The sequence below is a fragment of the Archangium sp. Cb G35 genome (assembly GCF_001896145.1).
GTDB classification, from domain to species: domain Bacteria; phylum Myxococcota; class Myxococcia; order Myxococcales; family Myxococcaceae; genus Archangium; species Archangium violaceum.
Genome location: NZ_MPOI01000009.1, coordinates 546,059 through 563,765 on the forward strand (window position 1 = coordinate 546,059; position 17,707 = coordinate 563,765).

10 protein-coding genes are annotated in these 17,707 nt (G+C 67.4%); 6 read left to right on the forward strand and 4 right to left on the reverse strand.

Going from position 1 to position 17,707, the window contains the following annotated elements; all coding sequences use genetic code 11:
* Positions 1–13: 13 nt before the first annotated feature.
* The 3 genes from BO221_RS28550 (at position 14) to BO221_RS28560 (ending at position 5,630) form a co-directional block, all read left to right on the forward strand.
* On the forward strand, positions 14–802 hold the full coding sequence (locus BO221_RS28550; protein ID WP_073563678.1) for a DUSAM domain-containing protein: 789 nt from the start codon (positions 14–16) through the stop codon (positions 800–802).
* A gap of 512 nt (positions 803–1,314) precedes the next feature.
* Complete coding sequence (locus BO221_RS28555) at positions 1,315–4,854, forward strand: hypothetical protein (RefSeq protein WP_143195733.1); 3,540 nt, start codon at positions 1,315–1,317, stop codon at positions 4,852–4,854.
* An 83-nt stretch (positions 4,855–4,937) separates the two neighbouring features.
* Positions 4,938–5,630, forward strand: a complete 693-nt coding sequence (locus tag BO221_RS28560) for a hypothetical protein (protein WP_143195734.1) — start codon at positions 4,938–4,940, stop codon at positions 5,628–5,630.
* Between the two features lie 9 nt (positions 5,631–5,639).
* Here BO221_RS28560 and BO221_RS28565 read toward each other — a convergent pair whose 3' ends face one another.
* The 4 genes from BO221_RS28565 to BO221_RS28580 all read right to left on the reverse strand — a co-directional run bounded on the left by BO221_RS28565 (position 5,640) and on the right by BO221_RS28580 (position 12,341).
* The gene (locus tag BO221_RS28565) at positions 5,640–6,521 is read right to left on the reverse strand and encodes a DUF2381 family protein (protein WP_158079926.1); all 882 of its coding nucleotides are present in this window, start codon (positions 6,519–6,521) and stop codon (positions 5,640–5,642) included.
* Between the two features lie 28 nt (positions 6,522–6,549).
* Complete coding sequence (locus BO221_RS28570; RefSeq protein ID WP_073563687.1) at positions 6,550–8,196, reverse strand: serine/threonine-protein kinase; 1,647 nt, start codon at positions 8,194–8,196, stop codon at positions 6,550–6,552.
* Between the two features lie 210 nt (positions 8,197–8,406).
* Positions 8,407–10,461 (reverse strand): M14 family metallopeptidase, encoded by a 2,055-nt coding sequence (locus tag BO221_RS28575; protein WP_073563689.1) that lies wholly within the window; start codon positions 10,459–10,461, stop codon positions 8,407–8,409.
* On the reverse strand, positions 10,458–12,341 hold the full coding sequence (locus BO221_RS28580) for an SUMF1/EgtB/PvdO family nonheme iron enzyme (RefSeq protein WP_073563691.1): 1,884 nt from the start codon (positions 12,339–12,341) through the stop codon (positions 10,458–10,460). Before BO221_RS28580 ends, BO221_RS28575 begins: the two co-directional genes overlap by 4 nt.
* Positions 12,342–12,519: 178 nt before the next feature.
* On the opposite strand from BO221_RS28580, the gene BO221_RS28585 reads away from it, so the two are divergent.
* The 3 genes from BO221_RS28585 to BO221_RS28595 all read left to right on the forward strand — a co-directional run.
* Entirely contained in the window at positions 12,520–14,685 is a 2,166-nt protein-coding gene (locus BO221_RS28585) for a hypothetical protein (protein ID WP_143195735.1), read from the forward strand.
* A 49-nt stretch (positions 14,686–14,734) separates the two neighbouring features.
* Complete coding sequence (locus BO221_RS28590; protein ID WP_073563693.1) at positions 14,735–15,994, forward strand: TCR/Tet family MFS transporter; 1,260 nt, start codon at positions 14,735–14,737, stop codon at positions 15,992–15,994.
* 316 nt (positions 15,995–16,310) lie between these two features.
* Positions 16,311–17,707 (forward strand): IS1182 family transposase (locus tag BO221_RS28595; protein WP_073563695.1); only part of this gene is annotated, 1,397 nt, incomplete at its 3' end.

A 17,707-nucleotide genomic window follows, 5' to 3' on the forward strand; every position in this document is an offset into this window, starting at 1 on the left:
TGGAGGGGCGCGCATGGCCGAAGAGATGGACTTGGATGATGTATGGGTGCTGTGTCGCGACGTTCTTGAGAACGGCGCCCCGTTGGAACTCAACGACGAGATGCGCGCCCTCCTTTCGCGTACCGCGCAGCAGGTGGCCATCAGTCAGGAAGACGCGGAAGATGCGTTGCGTAGCCACTCCACTGCAATGACGCTGCTTCGAGAGATTCACCGCCGTATTGGGGAAGGATCAAATCGACTCGACGAAGCCCGAGGCCGGGTGAACGAGCTTCAGCAGCAAGGGGACTTCGACGGGGCACAACAAGTCATGCGCGACGTGCTCGCCGTGGAGGTTGTCCCCTTCTACCGGGAGCTGGCCGAAAGAACCCTCAAGACGTCGGCTGGACTGGCGGAGGTGCGCGCATCTGGGCGGCTCAATCCGGACTTACCCGACCGACCGCAACTCGCCGCCCTCTTGCAGCGCGTCCAGCAGGGTCACCCGCTGGAACTCACCGATGACTTGCGCGACCTTCTACGCCGGACCGCCCCCACGGCAGCCATCACCGAGACCGAAACCGAAGAGGCCCTGAAGAGTCAGGAAGGCGCCGAGGCACTGATGGGGATGATTCTCTCTCGTTTCCGAAATGCCAAACGCCGATTCCTGCGTGCCATGCTCCAGATGACGAGCCTCCGTGACTCGGGTGACATCGAAGGTGCGCGCCAGCAGATGCGTGACGTGCTCGCCGTGGAGGTCGTGCCGCGATTCCGTCAGGCAGCCGAGGAACAGCTAAAGGGCCTCGATAGTCCGCTCCCCGGCTCGTAGGTGCTTGAGACCGGATGCCGGGACCGGGGAACAAATCGCAGGAGCCCCGTAGCGCATCGGTGGGGCTGGGGGTCTCGGAGGCATGGCGGGCCCTTCCCGGCGGCGTGGAGGTCATCGCGGCTCGTAGTTGCTGGAGCTGCTACCCGAGACCGGCTGAAAGGGGATGGTTGGCGTCCCCTGATAGTGGAGCCCCAACCTCCATTCCAGAGGGTTGGCATCACAGGCTATCTTCCCGGGTGATTGCCGTTTCAAGGGGCCCCCGCATGGCGAAGGACCACGCACTCGTCGCCCGGAAGCGCCCTGACGGGGACAGCCTCAGCACATTCCTGGTGGCGCTGGCGCCCTGGGGACATTGGGCTGGAGGGCTCCAGACCCTCCTACTCGCAAGCTGCCTCGTGGCCAGCATGAGCGCGGCCGGCGAGGAGTCGAGACGCGTGAGGGTGACGCTCTCGGCCGACGCACATGCGCGGGCCAAAGCCCCCAGTCCCCGCCTGGAAGACTGGAAAGGCGGCGTGCTCTCCCTCCGGGTGATGGACCCCGGCACCCTCGTGGTGAAGGCAGGCGATGAGGTTGTCGCCGCGGGTGGGCTGCTCTGGGGGGAGAGCATGCGGCTGCGGGTGGAGCCGCTCATGGGCCACCCGACCGCGCCGCTTCCCCGGCTGGTGAGCCCCGAGCCGGGCCGGGAGGAGGTGGAGGTGGACATCCCGGAGGCAGTGGGCGCCGGAGAGTTGCTCACCCTCACTTATGACTGGGATTGGGACCGCAAGGCACCCTTGGAGCGCACCTGGCGCCTTCCCCCCATGGAGGACATTCCACCCGAGTGGCTGGAGGACGAGCAGGTTGAATCGGAGCGGGAGGACACGCCCGAGGACGGGGAGGATGGCGCGCTCACCGTCCTCCCGGCCCAGGAGGCTTCCTTCCCCGTGCAGGTGGACCCGGAGCGGCCCGAGCTGCTCTGGGTGCCTGGGTACGCCTCGCGTGAGGACATCGCCTCGCGTCTCTTCGGGGATGGCGCGGCGGCGGGCGCTTTCGACCTCGTGCCCCGTTCACCTCCCTCCAGTGCCGCTGAAGGACTCCAGGTCTGCGTGCGCGTGCGCCACCCGCCAGCGCTCGTGCCACAGGTGCTCGCCGCCCTGCGCAGTGCCCTGGAGGCGCAACTGGAGGCGGATGTCGCCTGGAGCCGCTCCCAGCTCTCGGCGGCCGCCCTGGACAGGGCCGCGGCCGCCGCGCTGGTGGAGCGCGGCCTGCGCTGGGCTCAGCGCTCGGACATTGCGGACGAGGCCGGGCAGAGCTACTTCGACCGCTACCTCCAGGCGCTCGGCCCCTGGCGGGACGAGGACTGGCTCTTCCTTGGCGACGCCGCCGAGCCCCTGCGCAAGGCCGTTGCCCTGCGCTCCCAGCGCTTCAAGACGGGCTATCTCGTCATGGATGGCTCGCCCGTCCTGGCTCCGGGCAGCGTGGTGGGCCGCTTCTATTCGTCCGACGGCTCCAACGTCCAGGTGCGCGTCCTGCTACTGCTCACCGAGGAGACGTCGCTGGAGCGGGCGGAGCTGCGGGTGCGCAACGCTCCCCGCGGTACACCGCACGTCATCATCCCCGGGAAGGACGGGCGCTGGCGGGGCTACAGCGCCGAATTCAACACCACCCCCGGAGCTCCCGAGCCACTCGAGAACTCCGAGGGCAACGCCTACTGGTACTACCCGGGCACGCTCCTCATCCGCCCGGGGGACTGGCGGCCGGGGCTGGGGGCCGGTACGGGCAGGTTGGCGGCCCTGCGGCGGGAGCTTCTCCAGACAGCCCTGGCCACGGCGACACCGCAACAGCCCCAGCCTCTGCTCGCCCTCGACCATGACGTACTTTCCCTTCTCACCCCGGACGAGCGACTCGGCGTCTTCAACACCCTCCTCACAGGCCCCGCGCTCACCTCGGACATGAGGGAGGACGCGGTGCACCTGCTGACGCGGGTGCTGCTGTCCACGCCCGACCGGGAATTCCCCCCTCTGGAGCGCAAGCTCACTTCGAGCGGGGCGCTGGAGAAGCTGCTGGGCAGCAACGCGCCGGACGGCAAGGTGCTGCTGGGACAGGCCTTCACCCAGAAGGCGCTCGCCTCGTTTCCCCTCGTGCTGGACCTCCTCGAGTCCCTGCCCACCTTCCACCTGGGGCGTGAGGGCGAAACGACCCACCTGCTCAACGTCCCCCATGGGCGGGTGTCCACGGTGCTGGTGGCGCCGGAGGCCTGGGAGGCACGGCAGGGCGTGCGCCTGGGAGCCGAACCCGCGCTGCCCGGAGAAGCGGTGGGGCCCTCCAAACGCATGGCCCTGTACTTCCAGCCGGTGCAGCAGGAATTCCAGGCGCGCTACTTCTCCTCAGTGGACGAGCTGCCTCGCAGCCGCGCCCTGCACCCGCTGGAGTGGGTACGGGTGGAAGTCCATGGGCCGCAGCCTCGCACGCACCTGATGACGGCCATGGAGCTGGCCCTGCTCGCTTCCACGCCGGACACGTCGCTCGTCTGGTCAGCGGTGAGCCGCGTCAGCGAGTTGCACATGGTGTACGGCGCCGTGTCCGCCCTGACGAAGGCGCCGCTGCTGACAGGAAGGGCATCCACCGTCGCGCAAGGCAGCACGCTGGCGGGGGTGCGCACGGCGGCGGTGCGGCTGTTCGTGGGCCGCATCTCACTGGTGGCGGCCCTGGCGGCGGTGGACACGTACCGGGACGAGCTGTCGCGGACGCCCGAGGGACGGGACTTCCTCGCAGTGCACGACCTGGCCATGGTGATGCTGGCCGGCCGGGACATCCACAAGCTCGCCACCTCAGGCATCGGACGCGAGCTGGTAAACCGCAGCAGGCTGGCGTTGAGCGCGGCGGGCGCCCGGGCCTCGTCCGGCCTGCGTGAGTCGGTGGAGTCCGTCCAGGCCCTGGTGAAGACGCTGGAGCGGATGCTCGCCGAAGGCAAGGCCGTTGCGACACCGGACGGACTGCGATTTTCCCTTCCTGGCGGCGCCGAGGCCTTCTTCGCCATCCGCGGGGAGATGGCCGCCGCACGGGTCCTCGGCGGCATTCGAGGCGCGGGGCTCGCGGCAGACGGGGCCGAGAAGACGCTGGAGGCGCTCAAACTGCTGGCGGCGGAGAGCCAGGAGATGGCGCTCGCCTACGGCGCGGTGGCACGGCGTGCGGCGGCGCTGCCGGCCGACAAGGCCCAGGCCTACCTCGCCGCCGTGGAATCGCTGCGCTCCTCCGCACGCGGTGCGGCGAAGGCGACACTACCGGGATTGCTGCACCACTCTGGAGCGCCGAGCCTGAAGGATCCACTTGCATTCCTGAAGGAGGCGGAGTGGCTCGTCAGTCACCCGGAAGTGGAAGCCGAGGCAGTGGCTGAACTGGCGAGGAAAGCAGGCAAAGGTCGCGTGGACCTGGTCTGGCTGCGTTCCACAGGGCTGACCCTGAATTACCTCAACTTCATGGCCAGGAACGAGAAGACGGCCTGGAAACTGTTCCAGAAGGCGGCAGCGGAACCGTGGAACTTAGCGGTGCAACGGCGGGCGCGTGAGCAACTCCGAGGCATCGCGATGGAGATGCTGACAGAGCGCAATGCTCAGAAACTCTTCCCAGGCTTCCGGCTCACGGGGCGACAAGTGCCATTGGAAGGGGGGCACGTCATCGACAATGAGATAACGGCAATGATTGGCTTGCGGCTTCAACATGGAGTGGAAGCAAAGGGCTGGAACAAAGACAGGTGGCGCATGGCTCTTGATGCTTGGCGAGCCGGACAGCGCGGCAGCAAGCTTGATAAGCAACAGAGAGCGCTAGCAAAGCAACTGCAACACCTGCTTGATCAACTCGCAGATGCGGCGAAGGCTCCGCGAGGCGACCCGTTCCTTGTCATTACTGACAAGTTGAGTGGACCGACCAGGGAGAAGCTGACAGACTTCCTGCAAAGAAACGCGCGGAGAACACGGGTCATTGAGGTGGAGGAAGCCCAAATACTCGAGACGACGAAACAATTTCGCGCGGCACTCAAGCTGCCCGAAGATTTGACTGGTGGTGCGCCATGACTCGGTGGCCCCTCTGGGCGGTTCTGGCCCCAGGTGAGCCCGCACGGCTGGAGAGCCGTGCCCGCTCCATCGTGATGTCGGATTTGGCTCAAGAACTCGGGAAAGAGCAGCCCTTCGAGATCATCCTGGGCAGTGGCCATTACCACGCGATCGTAGGAACGGACCCCAGCGACGTGGGCGCGGAGATGCAACTCGCCGAGGAACTATCGCTCGAAGGTGATGAGCTGGTGTACTCGATTGAGCGCGCCAACGACCCCTGGACCGTCATGTCGTGGCGAAACGGTGCTCTAGAGGTCGAGGAGGTAGACCCAGAAGATCTGGCAAAGTCTCTCGGCTGCCCGCTGCCAGGCACCGAGGACTCTTCGGACTCGCCCGCGAGGAAATCTCTGCAAAAGGTCGCCTTGGCGGAAGGAGTCTGTGCACAAGAGGCAATTCCAGTGCTGGAGGAGGAAGCTGGCGAACCGCTCGTCCCGGGGCTGTATCGCCTCGAGGACACGTCGCGAGGACTCCTTATCGCCAGTGGGACGGGCGACATAGGGTACGCCGACATCACTGTGTCGGAGCGGTTTCCCCATGCGACCGTGTATACGGTCATTGCCACGCCGGGCCTGGACGATTTTTTCGTCACCATAAGGCGAGGGGGTGAGGGCGTCGAAGAGTTTGCCCAGCCACCTGAAGAGTTTCCGCGGCTTCGGGTTGTTGGCGAAATCAAGGGGGAACGCGCACCAGAGCGGATACTGGCGGCACTGGGCATCCCAGCGGAGTGGTTCAAGTGAGCATGGGCGCTATGGGAAGGTGATGTCTGGGATATTGATGGCGCGAGGCCCCGCCTCCCACAGGCGCAGCGTGACGTTGCCTCGCGGCTCTCCTCGGAGGGCTGGCGCCTCCACCACCACCCGAGCTGTCTTGCCTGGCGGAATCGTCGTGGCCTCCCAGGAGAGCCCTTCCATCGGCACGCCGTTCACGGACAGAGCGGCACCGACAACCGTCCACGGCGTCGTGCCAGCGTTCTCCAACCAAACATCCAGCGCGACGGTCGTGTTCGACCGGTAGCTCGCTCCGCGCCTCACGGTGAGCTCGCTTTCCGCGTATCCCAGCGGGCTCTGGAGAAATTCGCGGGACTGGATGGCCTCTACCCCCAATGCTCCGCTGATGATGAGCCCCCGGAGTCCACTGGACTGATTGAGCCTGGCCTCTGCTCGCGCAAGTGCCTCGCGCAGTTGCGCCGTCCTGGCACGCTCCTGGAGCAATTCCCGCCGAAGGGATTCCTGAGTGCGCTCGTCGCGGGACACCTCCACCTGGTGCGTCGCCTGCCCCAAGTGGCCCACCAGCATCAACGTGATGCCGCTCGAGGAAGGCTCTCCCTCGAAGTGCACCGTCAGCCGCAGCCGTTCCCCCGCGGCCATGTCTGGCGGCGGCATCAACGTGAGGAGCCGGCGGTCACGGAGAACCTGCTCGAAGCGAACCTCGTCCTGCAGCTCCACGATCGCGGGAGCGTCGAAGCGCAGGCTCGTTGCCAGGCCAGGGCTGACACAAATCTCCCGGACCCCTACCGGGGCGGCCAGCTCAACACGTTCCACGGTCTCACACGCCCCGGCGCCAGGCGGTGTCCGCGGTGAACCCTGAAGCAGCACGAGAACCAGGACCGATGGGGATGGTAGGAGCACGGTACGAAGCCTCCAGATGAGGACCTGATCACTCGAAGCGGCGGACCGGAACGACGCTCACGGAGGACACGATGAGCGCCACATCGCCCTTGCTGCCGGGCTCCTTCGGAAGGCCCAGGTCCGCATTCCGCACCATCTCGAGACAGATCGGCAGCACCTCGCCAGTCAGGAGACGCACCTGGGTGAAGCGTGCATAGACGCGGTCCTTCCCGAAGAAGACGCGTCCGGTGAAAAGCGCTCGATCAGGGAGCGTCCCCCAGTCGCCGATGTTCTCGGTGGTGATGGGCCCCTCGCGCACCGGGTGGACTCCAATCTTGTCGAAGGGCGGGAACGCTGCCCCGTGCCCCCCGACCATGCCGAAGTACTTGTGAGTCGCAGCTGCTCCGGGGGGACACTCCGCCGGAGGGGGCGGGCGCGACTGCGGCCCGCTGACGCAGCCGGGGGAGCCGGCAACACAACCGGCGGCCACCAGGGTACGGATCGTCTTCTTCATCTTGGGCTCCTCGCTGTTCGTCGCGGCGGCGACGGGCGCGGGCGGGAGTGCCGCGCCGGGCACAACTTCCGCCTTCTTGGCCGGGGCCACGACTTCCTGGCCGGAGTTGCCCTGGGGCGTTGCGGAAGAGGTGGGTGACGCCTTGCGTGGGGTGACCCCGGATACGAGCAGCAGGAGGGCCGCGGTGAGAACGAGCCCGCCAGCAACCCACCACTGCCAGGGCAGCTGGCGTCGGGGCTCTCCCGGAGCGGGGGATGGGGAACTCTTTTCCTGGCCGCTTCTCGGAAACATCGGCGTGCGCCAGGAGTAGTCCACCTCGGTGCACTGCTCCAGAAGGTCCGCCGCGAGTGCCTTCGCGTCCGGGTAGCGGTCCTCGAGCTTCTTCTCCAGCAACCCCATGCACACGTCGCTCAAGACCTGGGGCACACGCGGGTTGAGTTCATGCGGGGCCGAAGGTGTCTCCTCGAGGATGGCCCGATTCAACCCGGGATTGTTCCGGTCTCCGAAGGGGAGCGTGCGCGTCAACAGGCCGTAGATGATGACCCCCATGGCCCACAGGTCATCTCCCGGCGAGAAGGGGTAGTGCTCGCCCTCCCACTGCTTCGCGAAGCGCAGCGCCTCGGGGCTGCGGTACTCGGCGGTGCCCGGCGGCAGCCGCATCGTCAGACGGAGTGCCCCCTCCTTGAGGCCCGCAGCGCCGAAGTCCACCAGCACCGGTTGCCCGTCCGACTCGCGCACGATGATGTTGGCCTCCTTGATGTCCCTGTGCACCACACCCGAGGCGTGCACGTCCGCCAGGGTGAGCGCCAGGGGCAGCAACACCCGCATCACCAACTCGAGCGCGGAGGGATTCTCCTCTGCCGCCCAGACGTCGAGCGTGCGGCCCTCGACGAGTTCCAGGGCCAGCACGAGGAAGCACGGCTCCTCCTCGGGCCAGAGGCCATATCCGTGGAAGGTCACCACATTGGGGTGCCGCAGCAGACGGAGCGCAGCCGCCTCCCGGTCACCTCGCGGAGTGATGCGCACCAGCTTGACTGCGTAAGGTCGCCCGCTCCGTCTCGCGCGGTACACGGTGCCGAAGCTGCCGGAGGCGATCGTCCCCTCGATGGTGAAGCCCGCCACCTCCGTGCCAGGGGTGAGCTCAGGCACTGTCCCCCACAACTGGCCGTCTTCGTCGAGCATGCCGCGTCCCTCCGGAAGCCGCGGACGCTACCAGAGAGAGAAGTGGGCGGGCCCTGACCTCTGGGGTTGGGCATGGAATGAGGGAGGGGAACCCGGGGGCCTCGATACCCTCACCCCGTCCCTCTCCCGGAGGGCGAGGGGTTCTCTGCGCCAGAGGTCCTTGGGGTCCTCTGTGTCTCTTGCGTCTCAGGTCCCTGGGGGAACTCTGCTTCAGGACGCTTCGGTGAGGGCGAGCACCACTCGGCCCGTGCCCACGTCGACGGGTTGGGACACCGTCCTGCCCGACGCGCTCGTGGCCTTCACCGTGTAACGCCCCGCCGCCGGCAGGTACGTGTGGAACACTCCGGACTCCGGGTGCGCCGTGAAGCGCTCCCCGTTCGGCCAGCTCACCTCCTCCACCGCCACCGTCACCGGCCCCTCCTCCCGAAAGGACTCCGGCACCCGCACCGTGAGCGCCGGTCCATCCAGGAAGCGATCCATCAACACCTGCCAGAAGCCTCGCGCTCCCTCCACCATCGGCGCGAGCGGCCGCTTCGGCCCCGGTGACACGAACGGCAACTCCACCAGGTACGCCAGCGTCCCGAAGCTCCAGTAGAACCAGTCCTGATCCGTCCCCGCCACCGGATAGAGGTGACGCACCGCCTCGTAACGCTTGCCTTTCGGCAACGGCGCCACCGCGTCGATCATCCCCGGCGCCACCGCCCACGCCGCCGAGGGCTTGGGCTCGCGGGCTCCTTCCACCGTGTAGGGCACGAGCAGCCGGCTCGCCGCCGCGTGGTACGACACCATCGCGACGAAGCGCCACGCCTCCCCCAGCTTCATCATCGCCTGCACCTCGGGCTCCGAGCCCGCCGCCGGCCCTCGATAGAACGGGGTGCGCGGATCCTGGCTGTTGAAACGGTCCTCCACGCTCCCCCACTGGAAGGGGTAGTTGCGGTTGAGATCCACGCCGTACTCGAACAGCCCCAACTCCACCGCCTGCTCGTCCTTGTACCGGTTGGTGCGCCCTCGCTCGGTGGACACGTGCCAGTACCCGTGGCTCCCATCGGGATTCACCAGCGGAACGATGACCACATGGAACGTGCGCAACCAGCGCGCGACCCGCGGGTCCTTCGCGTTGTCCAACAGCCAGCGCGCCGCGTCGAGCGGCAACTCGGGCGTCACCACCTCGTTGGCGTGGGTTCCGCCACACAACAGCACCGCCGGACGGGAGTGGTCATCCAACGCGTCGCCGATGAGCAACGCGAGCATCGGCCGGTCCTCGTGCGTACGGCCGATCTCGATGATGCGCGTGCGCTCCGGAGCCCGTGCGGCGAGCGCTCTCATCGCGCGCTCGATGAGCTCGGGATCCTTGATGCCCTCGACGAAGCCGTCGCGCACGGGTGCCCTGCGGGCCCGCGCCAGGCGCTCCCCGAAGGTGGCTTCCATGAAACGGTACGGAACCCCGGGATGCAGCTCGCGCACGCTGACCTGGCTCGCGCGCAGCAGGTGCACACCGAGCTCGCTCGCGATGTACACATCCGCGTCCGCCTCTCGCGCGACACGGCGCAGGTGACGGCGCACATCCGGCTCGAACTGGAAGCCCCGCTCGACGCGCACGAGCGACTCGAGCGTCAGGCCATCGCGTGCCGAGGCCTCCTGCGGCGGAGGATCCGGCACGAACACGGACACCCGCACGTCCGCGGCCTGCGTCCTGTGCGCGTACACGCCGAGCGAGCCCCCGGCGAATGCCGCGTCGGACCAGACGAGGCTCGCGAGTTCCGCCTTGGTGCGGGCGTCATACACATGGACCGCGAACGCCGGACCGGCGAGGAACAGCACGAGCTCGAGCTCCGGCACCTTCGCGAGTCCGGGCACCTTCGCGCGCACACCACTGTCATCCGAGCGTGCCCCGTCATAGCGCACGAACCCCACCGTCTCCTTGCGCCCATCCACGTAGAGGCCGTAACCCGTGAGCGCGAACAGGGGCTGGGTCGCGCGCACCTTCGCGCGGAAGAGGATCGCCAGATCGGCCCGGGCCGGGTTCGGGATCCTGGCGCGCACGAAGGGGGCCGGGGACGCGGCCTCTTCCTCTTGGATGAAGTAGTTGCGGAGCGCCCGCGGCGTGGCGAGCGCGAGCGCTTCGCCCTCCGCCTTCCACTCCCCGACGGTCTCCGCGGCCTTCCACGCAATCGGGTGCTCACCCCGGGGGATGGGGTAGCCCGCCCCTCGCGCGAGGCCCGCGGCGAGCAGCACGGCGAGGACGAGCGCCCCGCCGCACCTCAAGGCGTCGACTCCGCGACCATGGCTCTCATGGACGAGGGCACGCCGATGTAGCTCAGGAAGTCGATGTAACGCTCGCGCCGGGGCGTCTTCTCCGTATCTCCGGCGGAGGCAGCGGCGGCGGTGGTGGTGGCGAAGAACGCGCCCACCTGATGGCGGTCCTCCATGAAGCTCCAGACGTTCGCGTACCCCGGCAGGGCCAGGTGCTCCTGCGCATGCAGGCCGCCGTGAACGATGTAGTGCCAGTACGAGTCCGACTTGTGGAACTTGCTGGAGATCAACGTCCGGAGAATCACGCTGCGACCGTCGAAAGGCATCTGGCGCACGTTCTCCCGGTACTGGGGAGGAAGCTGCTTCCACTGCTCCTCGGCGTTGGACGGGTAGTAGACGCGGATGGGCACCCCCAGGGAACGGGCGGCGCGAGCGATGGACGGCAGCGCCTTGTCCGTGAGCATGTTGCCCTTGACGGCGATGATGCGCCCCTGCTCGAACATCAGGCGCACGTAGCGGTAGTTCTCGTCCGTCTGGAGCCAGCCGAACCCCTGCGTCCAGCGCGCGGGCTTCAACTGGCGCGCGTAGTTGGCCCACAACTGCCTCCGCGCGCGCTCGAACACCCCGGTGATGGCGGCGCGCTCCTCCTTCGGCAGGGACGCCCACTCCTCCTCGATGGCGGCACGCGTCGCCTTCACCCGCTTGTCCGTGAAGGCCTCGACGAAGTCCTCGCGGGCCGGCGCCCGCTTCACCACGGCCCTCATCACGTGGTGGAGCCGCACCACCGTCGGGTCATAGTCGAAGAGCCACGCCCACTGGCTCCGCGCATGCGCGATGTACGAGTAGCCCTGATCGGCCCCGAGCCCGACGTAGCCTCCCCCCACGTTCTTGATGGCATCGCCGAAGAGGTATTGGAGCACCTCGTTCGACTTGATGTAGCTCATCGGATCGCGGCAATCGACGCGCGCCCTGCCCACGCGGCCACAGAGGGGAATCTCGAAGACCTCCGTGTCCTCGACGACGGCGAGCGCCTTGGCCCGCTCCTCCTCGCTCGGCGGCTTGGGGTCCGCCGGCCGGGCCAGGGGCTCCGTCATGAACCGGGGCGGCCACGCGGACAACTGGGGCGCTGTCGAGGCGCAGCGGAAGCTCAAGCGGTGGAGCCCGCTCGTGGGGCGCTCGCCCCGCCGCCAGGAACCGCGCAGCATCTCCTCGGGCCAGTACCAGGAGCCACCCTTGAGCACACGCTGGGTGTAGCCCTTGCACGGACGCGCGCCGTCGCACGGCCCTTTCGGGTTGGCGCGCATGCACGCCTCCCCACACGCCTTGTCGCAGCCGTTGTAGCAGGGGGTCCACCAGTCCTTCACCCACTCGTACCCGTTGCCCGCCATGTCGTAGAGGCCGTAGGCGCCGGGCGGATAGCTGCCGGGCCGCCGCGTGGCGTCTCCCGGGCAGCCCTTGTAGTTCGCCTTGTCGCACGAGGGCGCCTCATTGCCCCATGGGTACGTCTTCCCCTCGGGCCCGCGCGCGGCCTTCTCCCACTCGGCCTCCGTGGGCAACCGCTTGCCCGCGAACACGCAGTACTGGTGCGCCAGCTCCCAGGTGACCGGCACCGCGGGCAGCTCGGGCCTCTGGAAGCGCGCGTAGTACGGCGGGCGCTGCAACTTCGGGCACGCCCCCGCCCGCTCGCACCGGCTGTAGTCGGCGACCGTGACCTCCTTCGCATCCAGGTAGAACGTCTCGACGAACACCGGGTGCCGGGGCTTCTCCGCGGCCGTGTGATCGTCGGCGCCCACGATCGCCTCGCCTCCCTCGATGCACACCATGCCGGGGGGCGGCGTCTTCTCGCACGGCACCGCCGTCACGAGCCACAACAGAACCAGTTCGAATCCCATCGCGGGCGATGCTACCCGCTGCCCTCCCCCCTCGGCGAGATCTCTTCCCCCCGGGTGGGCCCCCGCCCCCTCCCAGAAAGACAGACAGGGCATGCTGTATGGTTTGGCGGAAGGGCGCTCGCCCCCCCGCTCGCCGCTTGCAAGCCATTGCACGAGGCAGATGATTTGGCCTCAAACAATGTCCAGAACCCAACACCCCCATTCCTCCCTCCTGTCCTGCCTCATGGGCGTCACGTTGTGGCTCACGGGTTGCCTCGCGGCCCCCGAGGAGCTGGAGCAGACGGAGCAGCCAGCGCCCTTCCAGGAATCGGACCGGGAGCTCGCCCCGGCCATCACCCTGCCCATCGAGGTCCTCGGGGCCGAGGGCACCACGAAGAGCGTGACGGTGGACCTGACGGCCCAGGACGCGCAGCAGCCCCTGCGGCTCTGGCTGCAGGTGTACAACCTGAGCTACGCGAACAAGGGCAGCGTCCGCTTCAACTCCGGCGCCTGGCTGCCCCTGAGCAACACCACGGTGACGGTCGAGGGGCTCGGGAAGAACTACGGAGGCATTGGCGGTGCCTTCTCGACGCTGAAGCTGAACCTGGGCGTTCCCGCCGGGGCGCTCGTGGCCGGGTCGAACCAGATCTCCTTCCGGTTCAACACCTCGGACGGGCGCTCCATCGGCTACCGGGTGTTGAAGCTCAATCTCCTCCGGGCCGATGGGAGCCGCATCCTGCCGGACTCCCTCTTCGTGCAGGAGGACCCCAACACCTGGAAGCCCCCGCTCGCGGATGCCGCTTCCATCGCCGAGGGCGAGAAGCTCTGGCGCACGCGGCAACTGGTGCGCTCCGTCAAGAACCCCACGGCCATCCGGGCCCGGTGCGCGGACTGCCACGCCCAGGACGGGCGGGACTTGAAGTATTTCAATTACTCGAATCTCTCCATCATCGAGCGCTCGAGGTTCCATGGCCTGAGCGAGCTGGAGGGCCAGCGGATCGCCTCGTACATCCGGAACCTGTCCGTGGCCAACCCGGGGCGGCCGTGGAACCCGCCCTATCAACCCGGGCCAGGGCTGGACTCCAAGCCCATCGAGCACTGGGCGGCGGGAGCCGGAGTGGACGCGGTCGTGGAGCAGAACCGCGACATGCTGCGGTACATGTTCCCGGCGGGAATCACGAAGGAAGCCATCTCCACGGCGAAGAACCTCAGCGCCCGCGAGGTGCCCATCTTCTTCCAGCTCCCCGACTGGAATCACTGGCTGCCGGGCATCCATCCCAAGGACGCCTGGGGAGATGCCTTCGTCAATGACAGACTCAACATGGCCTACAACGGCGAGGGCACCGCGACGCCCACCGAGTCCATGCGGTCGCTGGCCACGCGGGTGAAGGCCTCCGGCTACACCCAGTACCGCAACCTGCTCTACTACCCCGTTGGCCAGTGGAACATCCGCCTCTTCGAGTTCCTCTCACCGAGGTTCCCGAGCGCCACCAACGGGCTGACCACCGAGTACTCGCAGAAGGTCTACTCCACCGCGCTCTGGCACGTGGTGAAGACGTGGGAGCTGATGCAGGAGTTCGGTCTCGAGGACAAGGTGCGCCTGCTGTACCCCTCCTCGCGAGACACCCGGGCGTGGATGACCAACAGCACCTTCGATGCCTCGCCGAACATGCTCAAGCTTCCGGTCAACAACACGGGCATCAAGGACAACAGCCCGTTCATGTTCACCTATTTCTCCATGGGCTGGTACCACCTCTCGCTCGTCCTCTTCAATGGCAACCATTCGGATGGAGCGGACCGCACCTCCCAGCGGCCCATCGACTGGGGTTATGTCCCCGGCGCCATCAAGGGGCTGAGCCGGACTCCCGGCGGCACCACGCCCGTCCAGGGATTGGTCGCGCTCTACCTGGCCAAGGGGATGCACACCGCGGACAACACGCTCAAGCCCAACGCGCCGTACGGGGCGGGATGGAGCCCGAGGACCTCGGGCGACCTGAGCCGCTTCGTCGTGACCGATCTCATGCCGGGCTGGTCCGACATCACCGGCCAGGAGCGCACGGCCATCCTGCAGGCCTTCCTGTCCACCTGGTGGGACAAGACCCGCCAGTACAGCGTCTCGGACTGGTGGAACGGGGGCGGCGCGACCAAGACCGAGGTCATCAACGGCTTCTACGACGGCACCCTGGGCAACCGGATCTACTTCATGCTGCCGCGGTTCAAGTACCACGGGGTGGACCCCGCGCTCGTCAACACGATCGCGGACTGGGCCCGGACCGTCTGGCCCCAGGGGGATTGGGCGAGGGTCAGGAACGCCACCTGCGCGCCCTATGGCCCGTACATCCAATGCACCAGCGACGTGACCTGACGCGGGGGGGATCACCCTCCGTCCGGGAAAGTGGTAGGAGTCGGCCGCCATGAGTGAACAGACCGTCCCCGCGGGCCCGCGCCGCGCCACGCTGGCCTTCATCTTCGTCACCGTCCTGCTCGACATCCTGGCCATGGGGATGATCATCCCCGTGCTGCCGAAGATCGTCGTCTCCATGCTGGGCGGGGATACCGCGCGGGCCGCGGGCATCTTCGGCGTGTTCTCCACGGCCTGGGCGCTGATGCAATTCATCTTCTCGCCCGTGCTCGGCGCCGTCTCGGACCGCTACGGCCGGCGGCCGGTGATCCTCCTGTCCAACTTCGGGCTGGGACTCGACTACATCCTCATGGCGCTGGCGCCGACGCTGGGCTGGCTGTTCGCGGGCCGGGTCATCTCCGGCATCACCTCGGCGAGCATCAGCACGGCCAGCGCCTACATCGCGGACGTGACGCCGCCGGAGAAGCGCGCGGCCAGCTTCGGATTGATCGGCGCCGCGTTCGGCGTGGGCTTCGTCCTGGGGCCCGCGCTCGGCGGGGTGTTGGGCGGCGTGGATCCGCGCCTGCCCTTCTGGGTGTCCGCGGGACTGAGCCTGACCAACGCGATGTACGGCCTGTTCGTCCTGCCGGAGTCCCTGCCTCCCGAGCGGCGCAAGGCCTTCCAGTGGCGGCGCGCCAACCCGATGGGCGCGTTGAAGCTGCTGCGCTCGAACGCCGAGGTGCTCCGGCTGTCGAGCGTCAACTTCCTCTATCAACTCGCCCACGTCGCACTGCCCAGTGTGTTCGTGCTGTACGCGAGCTACCGCTTCGGCTGGAACGAGCGCACCGTCGGGCTCACCATGGCGGGCGTGGGTCTCAGCTCCGGGTTCGTCCAGGGAGTCCTGGTGCGGCCCACCGTGAAGAAGCTCGGTGAGCGGCGCGCCCTGATGCTGGGGCTGTTCTTCGGCGCGTTGGGGTTCATCATCTACGGCCTGGCGCCGACGGGTCTCGTGTTCTGGCTCGGCGTGCCGGTGATGGCGCTGTGGGGGTTCACCAGCCCCGCGGCCCAGGGGTTGATGACCCGCCACATCAGCCCCTCGGAGCAGGGCCAGTTCCAGGGCGCGCTCTCGAGCATCATGGGCATCGCGGGGATGGTGGGCCCCGCCATGTTCACCCAGACGCTCGCGTATTTCATCGGCCCGGGGCTCGGCTGGAACCTGCCCGGAGCCCCCTTCCTGCTCGCCGCGCTGCTACTGGTGCTGGCGATCGGCCTGGCCGGCTGGGCCACGAGCCCGCGCGAGCAGGACGCCGCGGTTCCTACCCCCTCCCCCTGAGGAATGCTCGCCAAGCGCGGCTTCGTGCCGGACGCCAGTCACTGAACCTACCGGTTCGGTCCGGCATGGGCTGAGCCTGCCCATTCCAGTGCATGAGGGCCCGGTCCCCAGGACCCTTCGGGGTGTCCTCGTCGTCCGGCGGTGCGTCGTGGACTTGCGGCTCGGAGGACACAACCGGGGGCGGCTCCTCATGCTCAACCTGCTAGAGCACCGGACGGATTGAAGCTCTAGAGATTTCGAGGGCTTGGAAGGAGGCTCGACAGAGAAGGGGCAGGATGGACACCTTACTTCAGCCGTGAGGCGGAGCGAGGTAACCATGGAGATAGAGCGGTGGAGGCCCAAGCAGGAGCTGAGCGAGCAGGAGGAGCGCATCATCGAGCGGATGAAGAGCACCGGGAAGCTCTTCGCCTTCCTGCGCAGACACCGCCACGAGCTCTTCGATGAGGCCTTCCAGGCCGAGTTGGAAACCATGTATCGCCAGACGGGGGCGGGAAAAGAACCGCTGCCTCCGGCACGCATGGCCATGGCCACGCTCCTTCAGGGCTATCTGGGCGCCTCGGATGCCACCATGGTGGAGCTGACTGTTTTCGACCTGCGCGTGCAGATGGTGCTGGATTGCCTGGGCCACAGCGAGCCAGCCTTCTCCAAGGGGGCCTTGTGCGACTTCCGCCACCGCCTCATTGGCGCCAACATGGACCGGCGCCTGCTGGAGAAGAGCGTGGAGGTGGCCATGGGCCAGCAGGAGTTCGGCTGGCGCGCGCTGAAGTCCTCGCTGCGAGTGGCCATCGACTCGCGCCCATTGGAGGGAGCAGGCCGCGTCGAGGACACCTTCAACCTGCTGGGTCATGCCGCGCGCAAGGTGGTGGCATGCGTCGCGGGGCTGCTGAAATGCTCCACTGACAGGGTGTGTCGCGAGGCGGGCATTCCCCTGCTGCTGGAGTCGAGCGTGAAGAAGGCGCTGGATGTGGATTGGAATGAAGCCGGGCAGAGGACACGGGCGCTTCAAGTCCTCATCCAACAATTGGACAGCCTGGTGCAATGGCTGCGGCGGGAGTTGCCCGAGCAACTCGTGGAGGAGCCCCTGGCGGGGCACCTCAAGACGCTCGAGCAACTGCGCGGCCAGGACCTGGAGCCGGACCCGGACGGAGGAGGAGTGCGCATCCGCCAGACCGTGGCGCACGACAGGCGCGTGTCGGTGGAAGACGGCGAAATGCGTCACGGGCGCAAGAGCCAGAGCAAGCGCTTCAACGGCTTCAAACAACACATCGCGGCGGAGATGGAGTTGGACCTCATCGTGGCGTGCACCGTCACCCCAGCAAATCGGCCCGAGGCGGAAGCCACCCCAGAACTCCAAAAGGACATGCAACGGCAGGGAATGGAGATTGGCGAGCTGTACATCGACCGTGGGTACATCAAAAGCCCGGTGGTGGAGTCGGTGCTGGAGCAGCGAGGCGAGGTGCTGTGCAAGCCGTGGGCGACACAGAATGGGGAACTGTTGCCCAAGTCAGCATTCAAGCTGGACATGAGGAGCCGGACAGTCACATGCCCAGGAGGCCAGAGGCTGCCCTTCAAGCCTGGGTCTGTCGTGGAATTCGATGCAAAGGTATGCGGCCAATGCCCTCTACGTGCCGAGTGCACGACGGCTCAACCCGAGCACGGGCGGATGGTACGCATTGCCGAGGATGAGGCTCTCCAGCAGCGACTGCACAAACT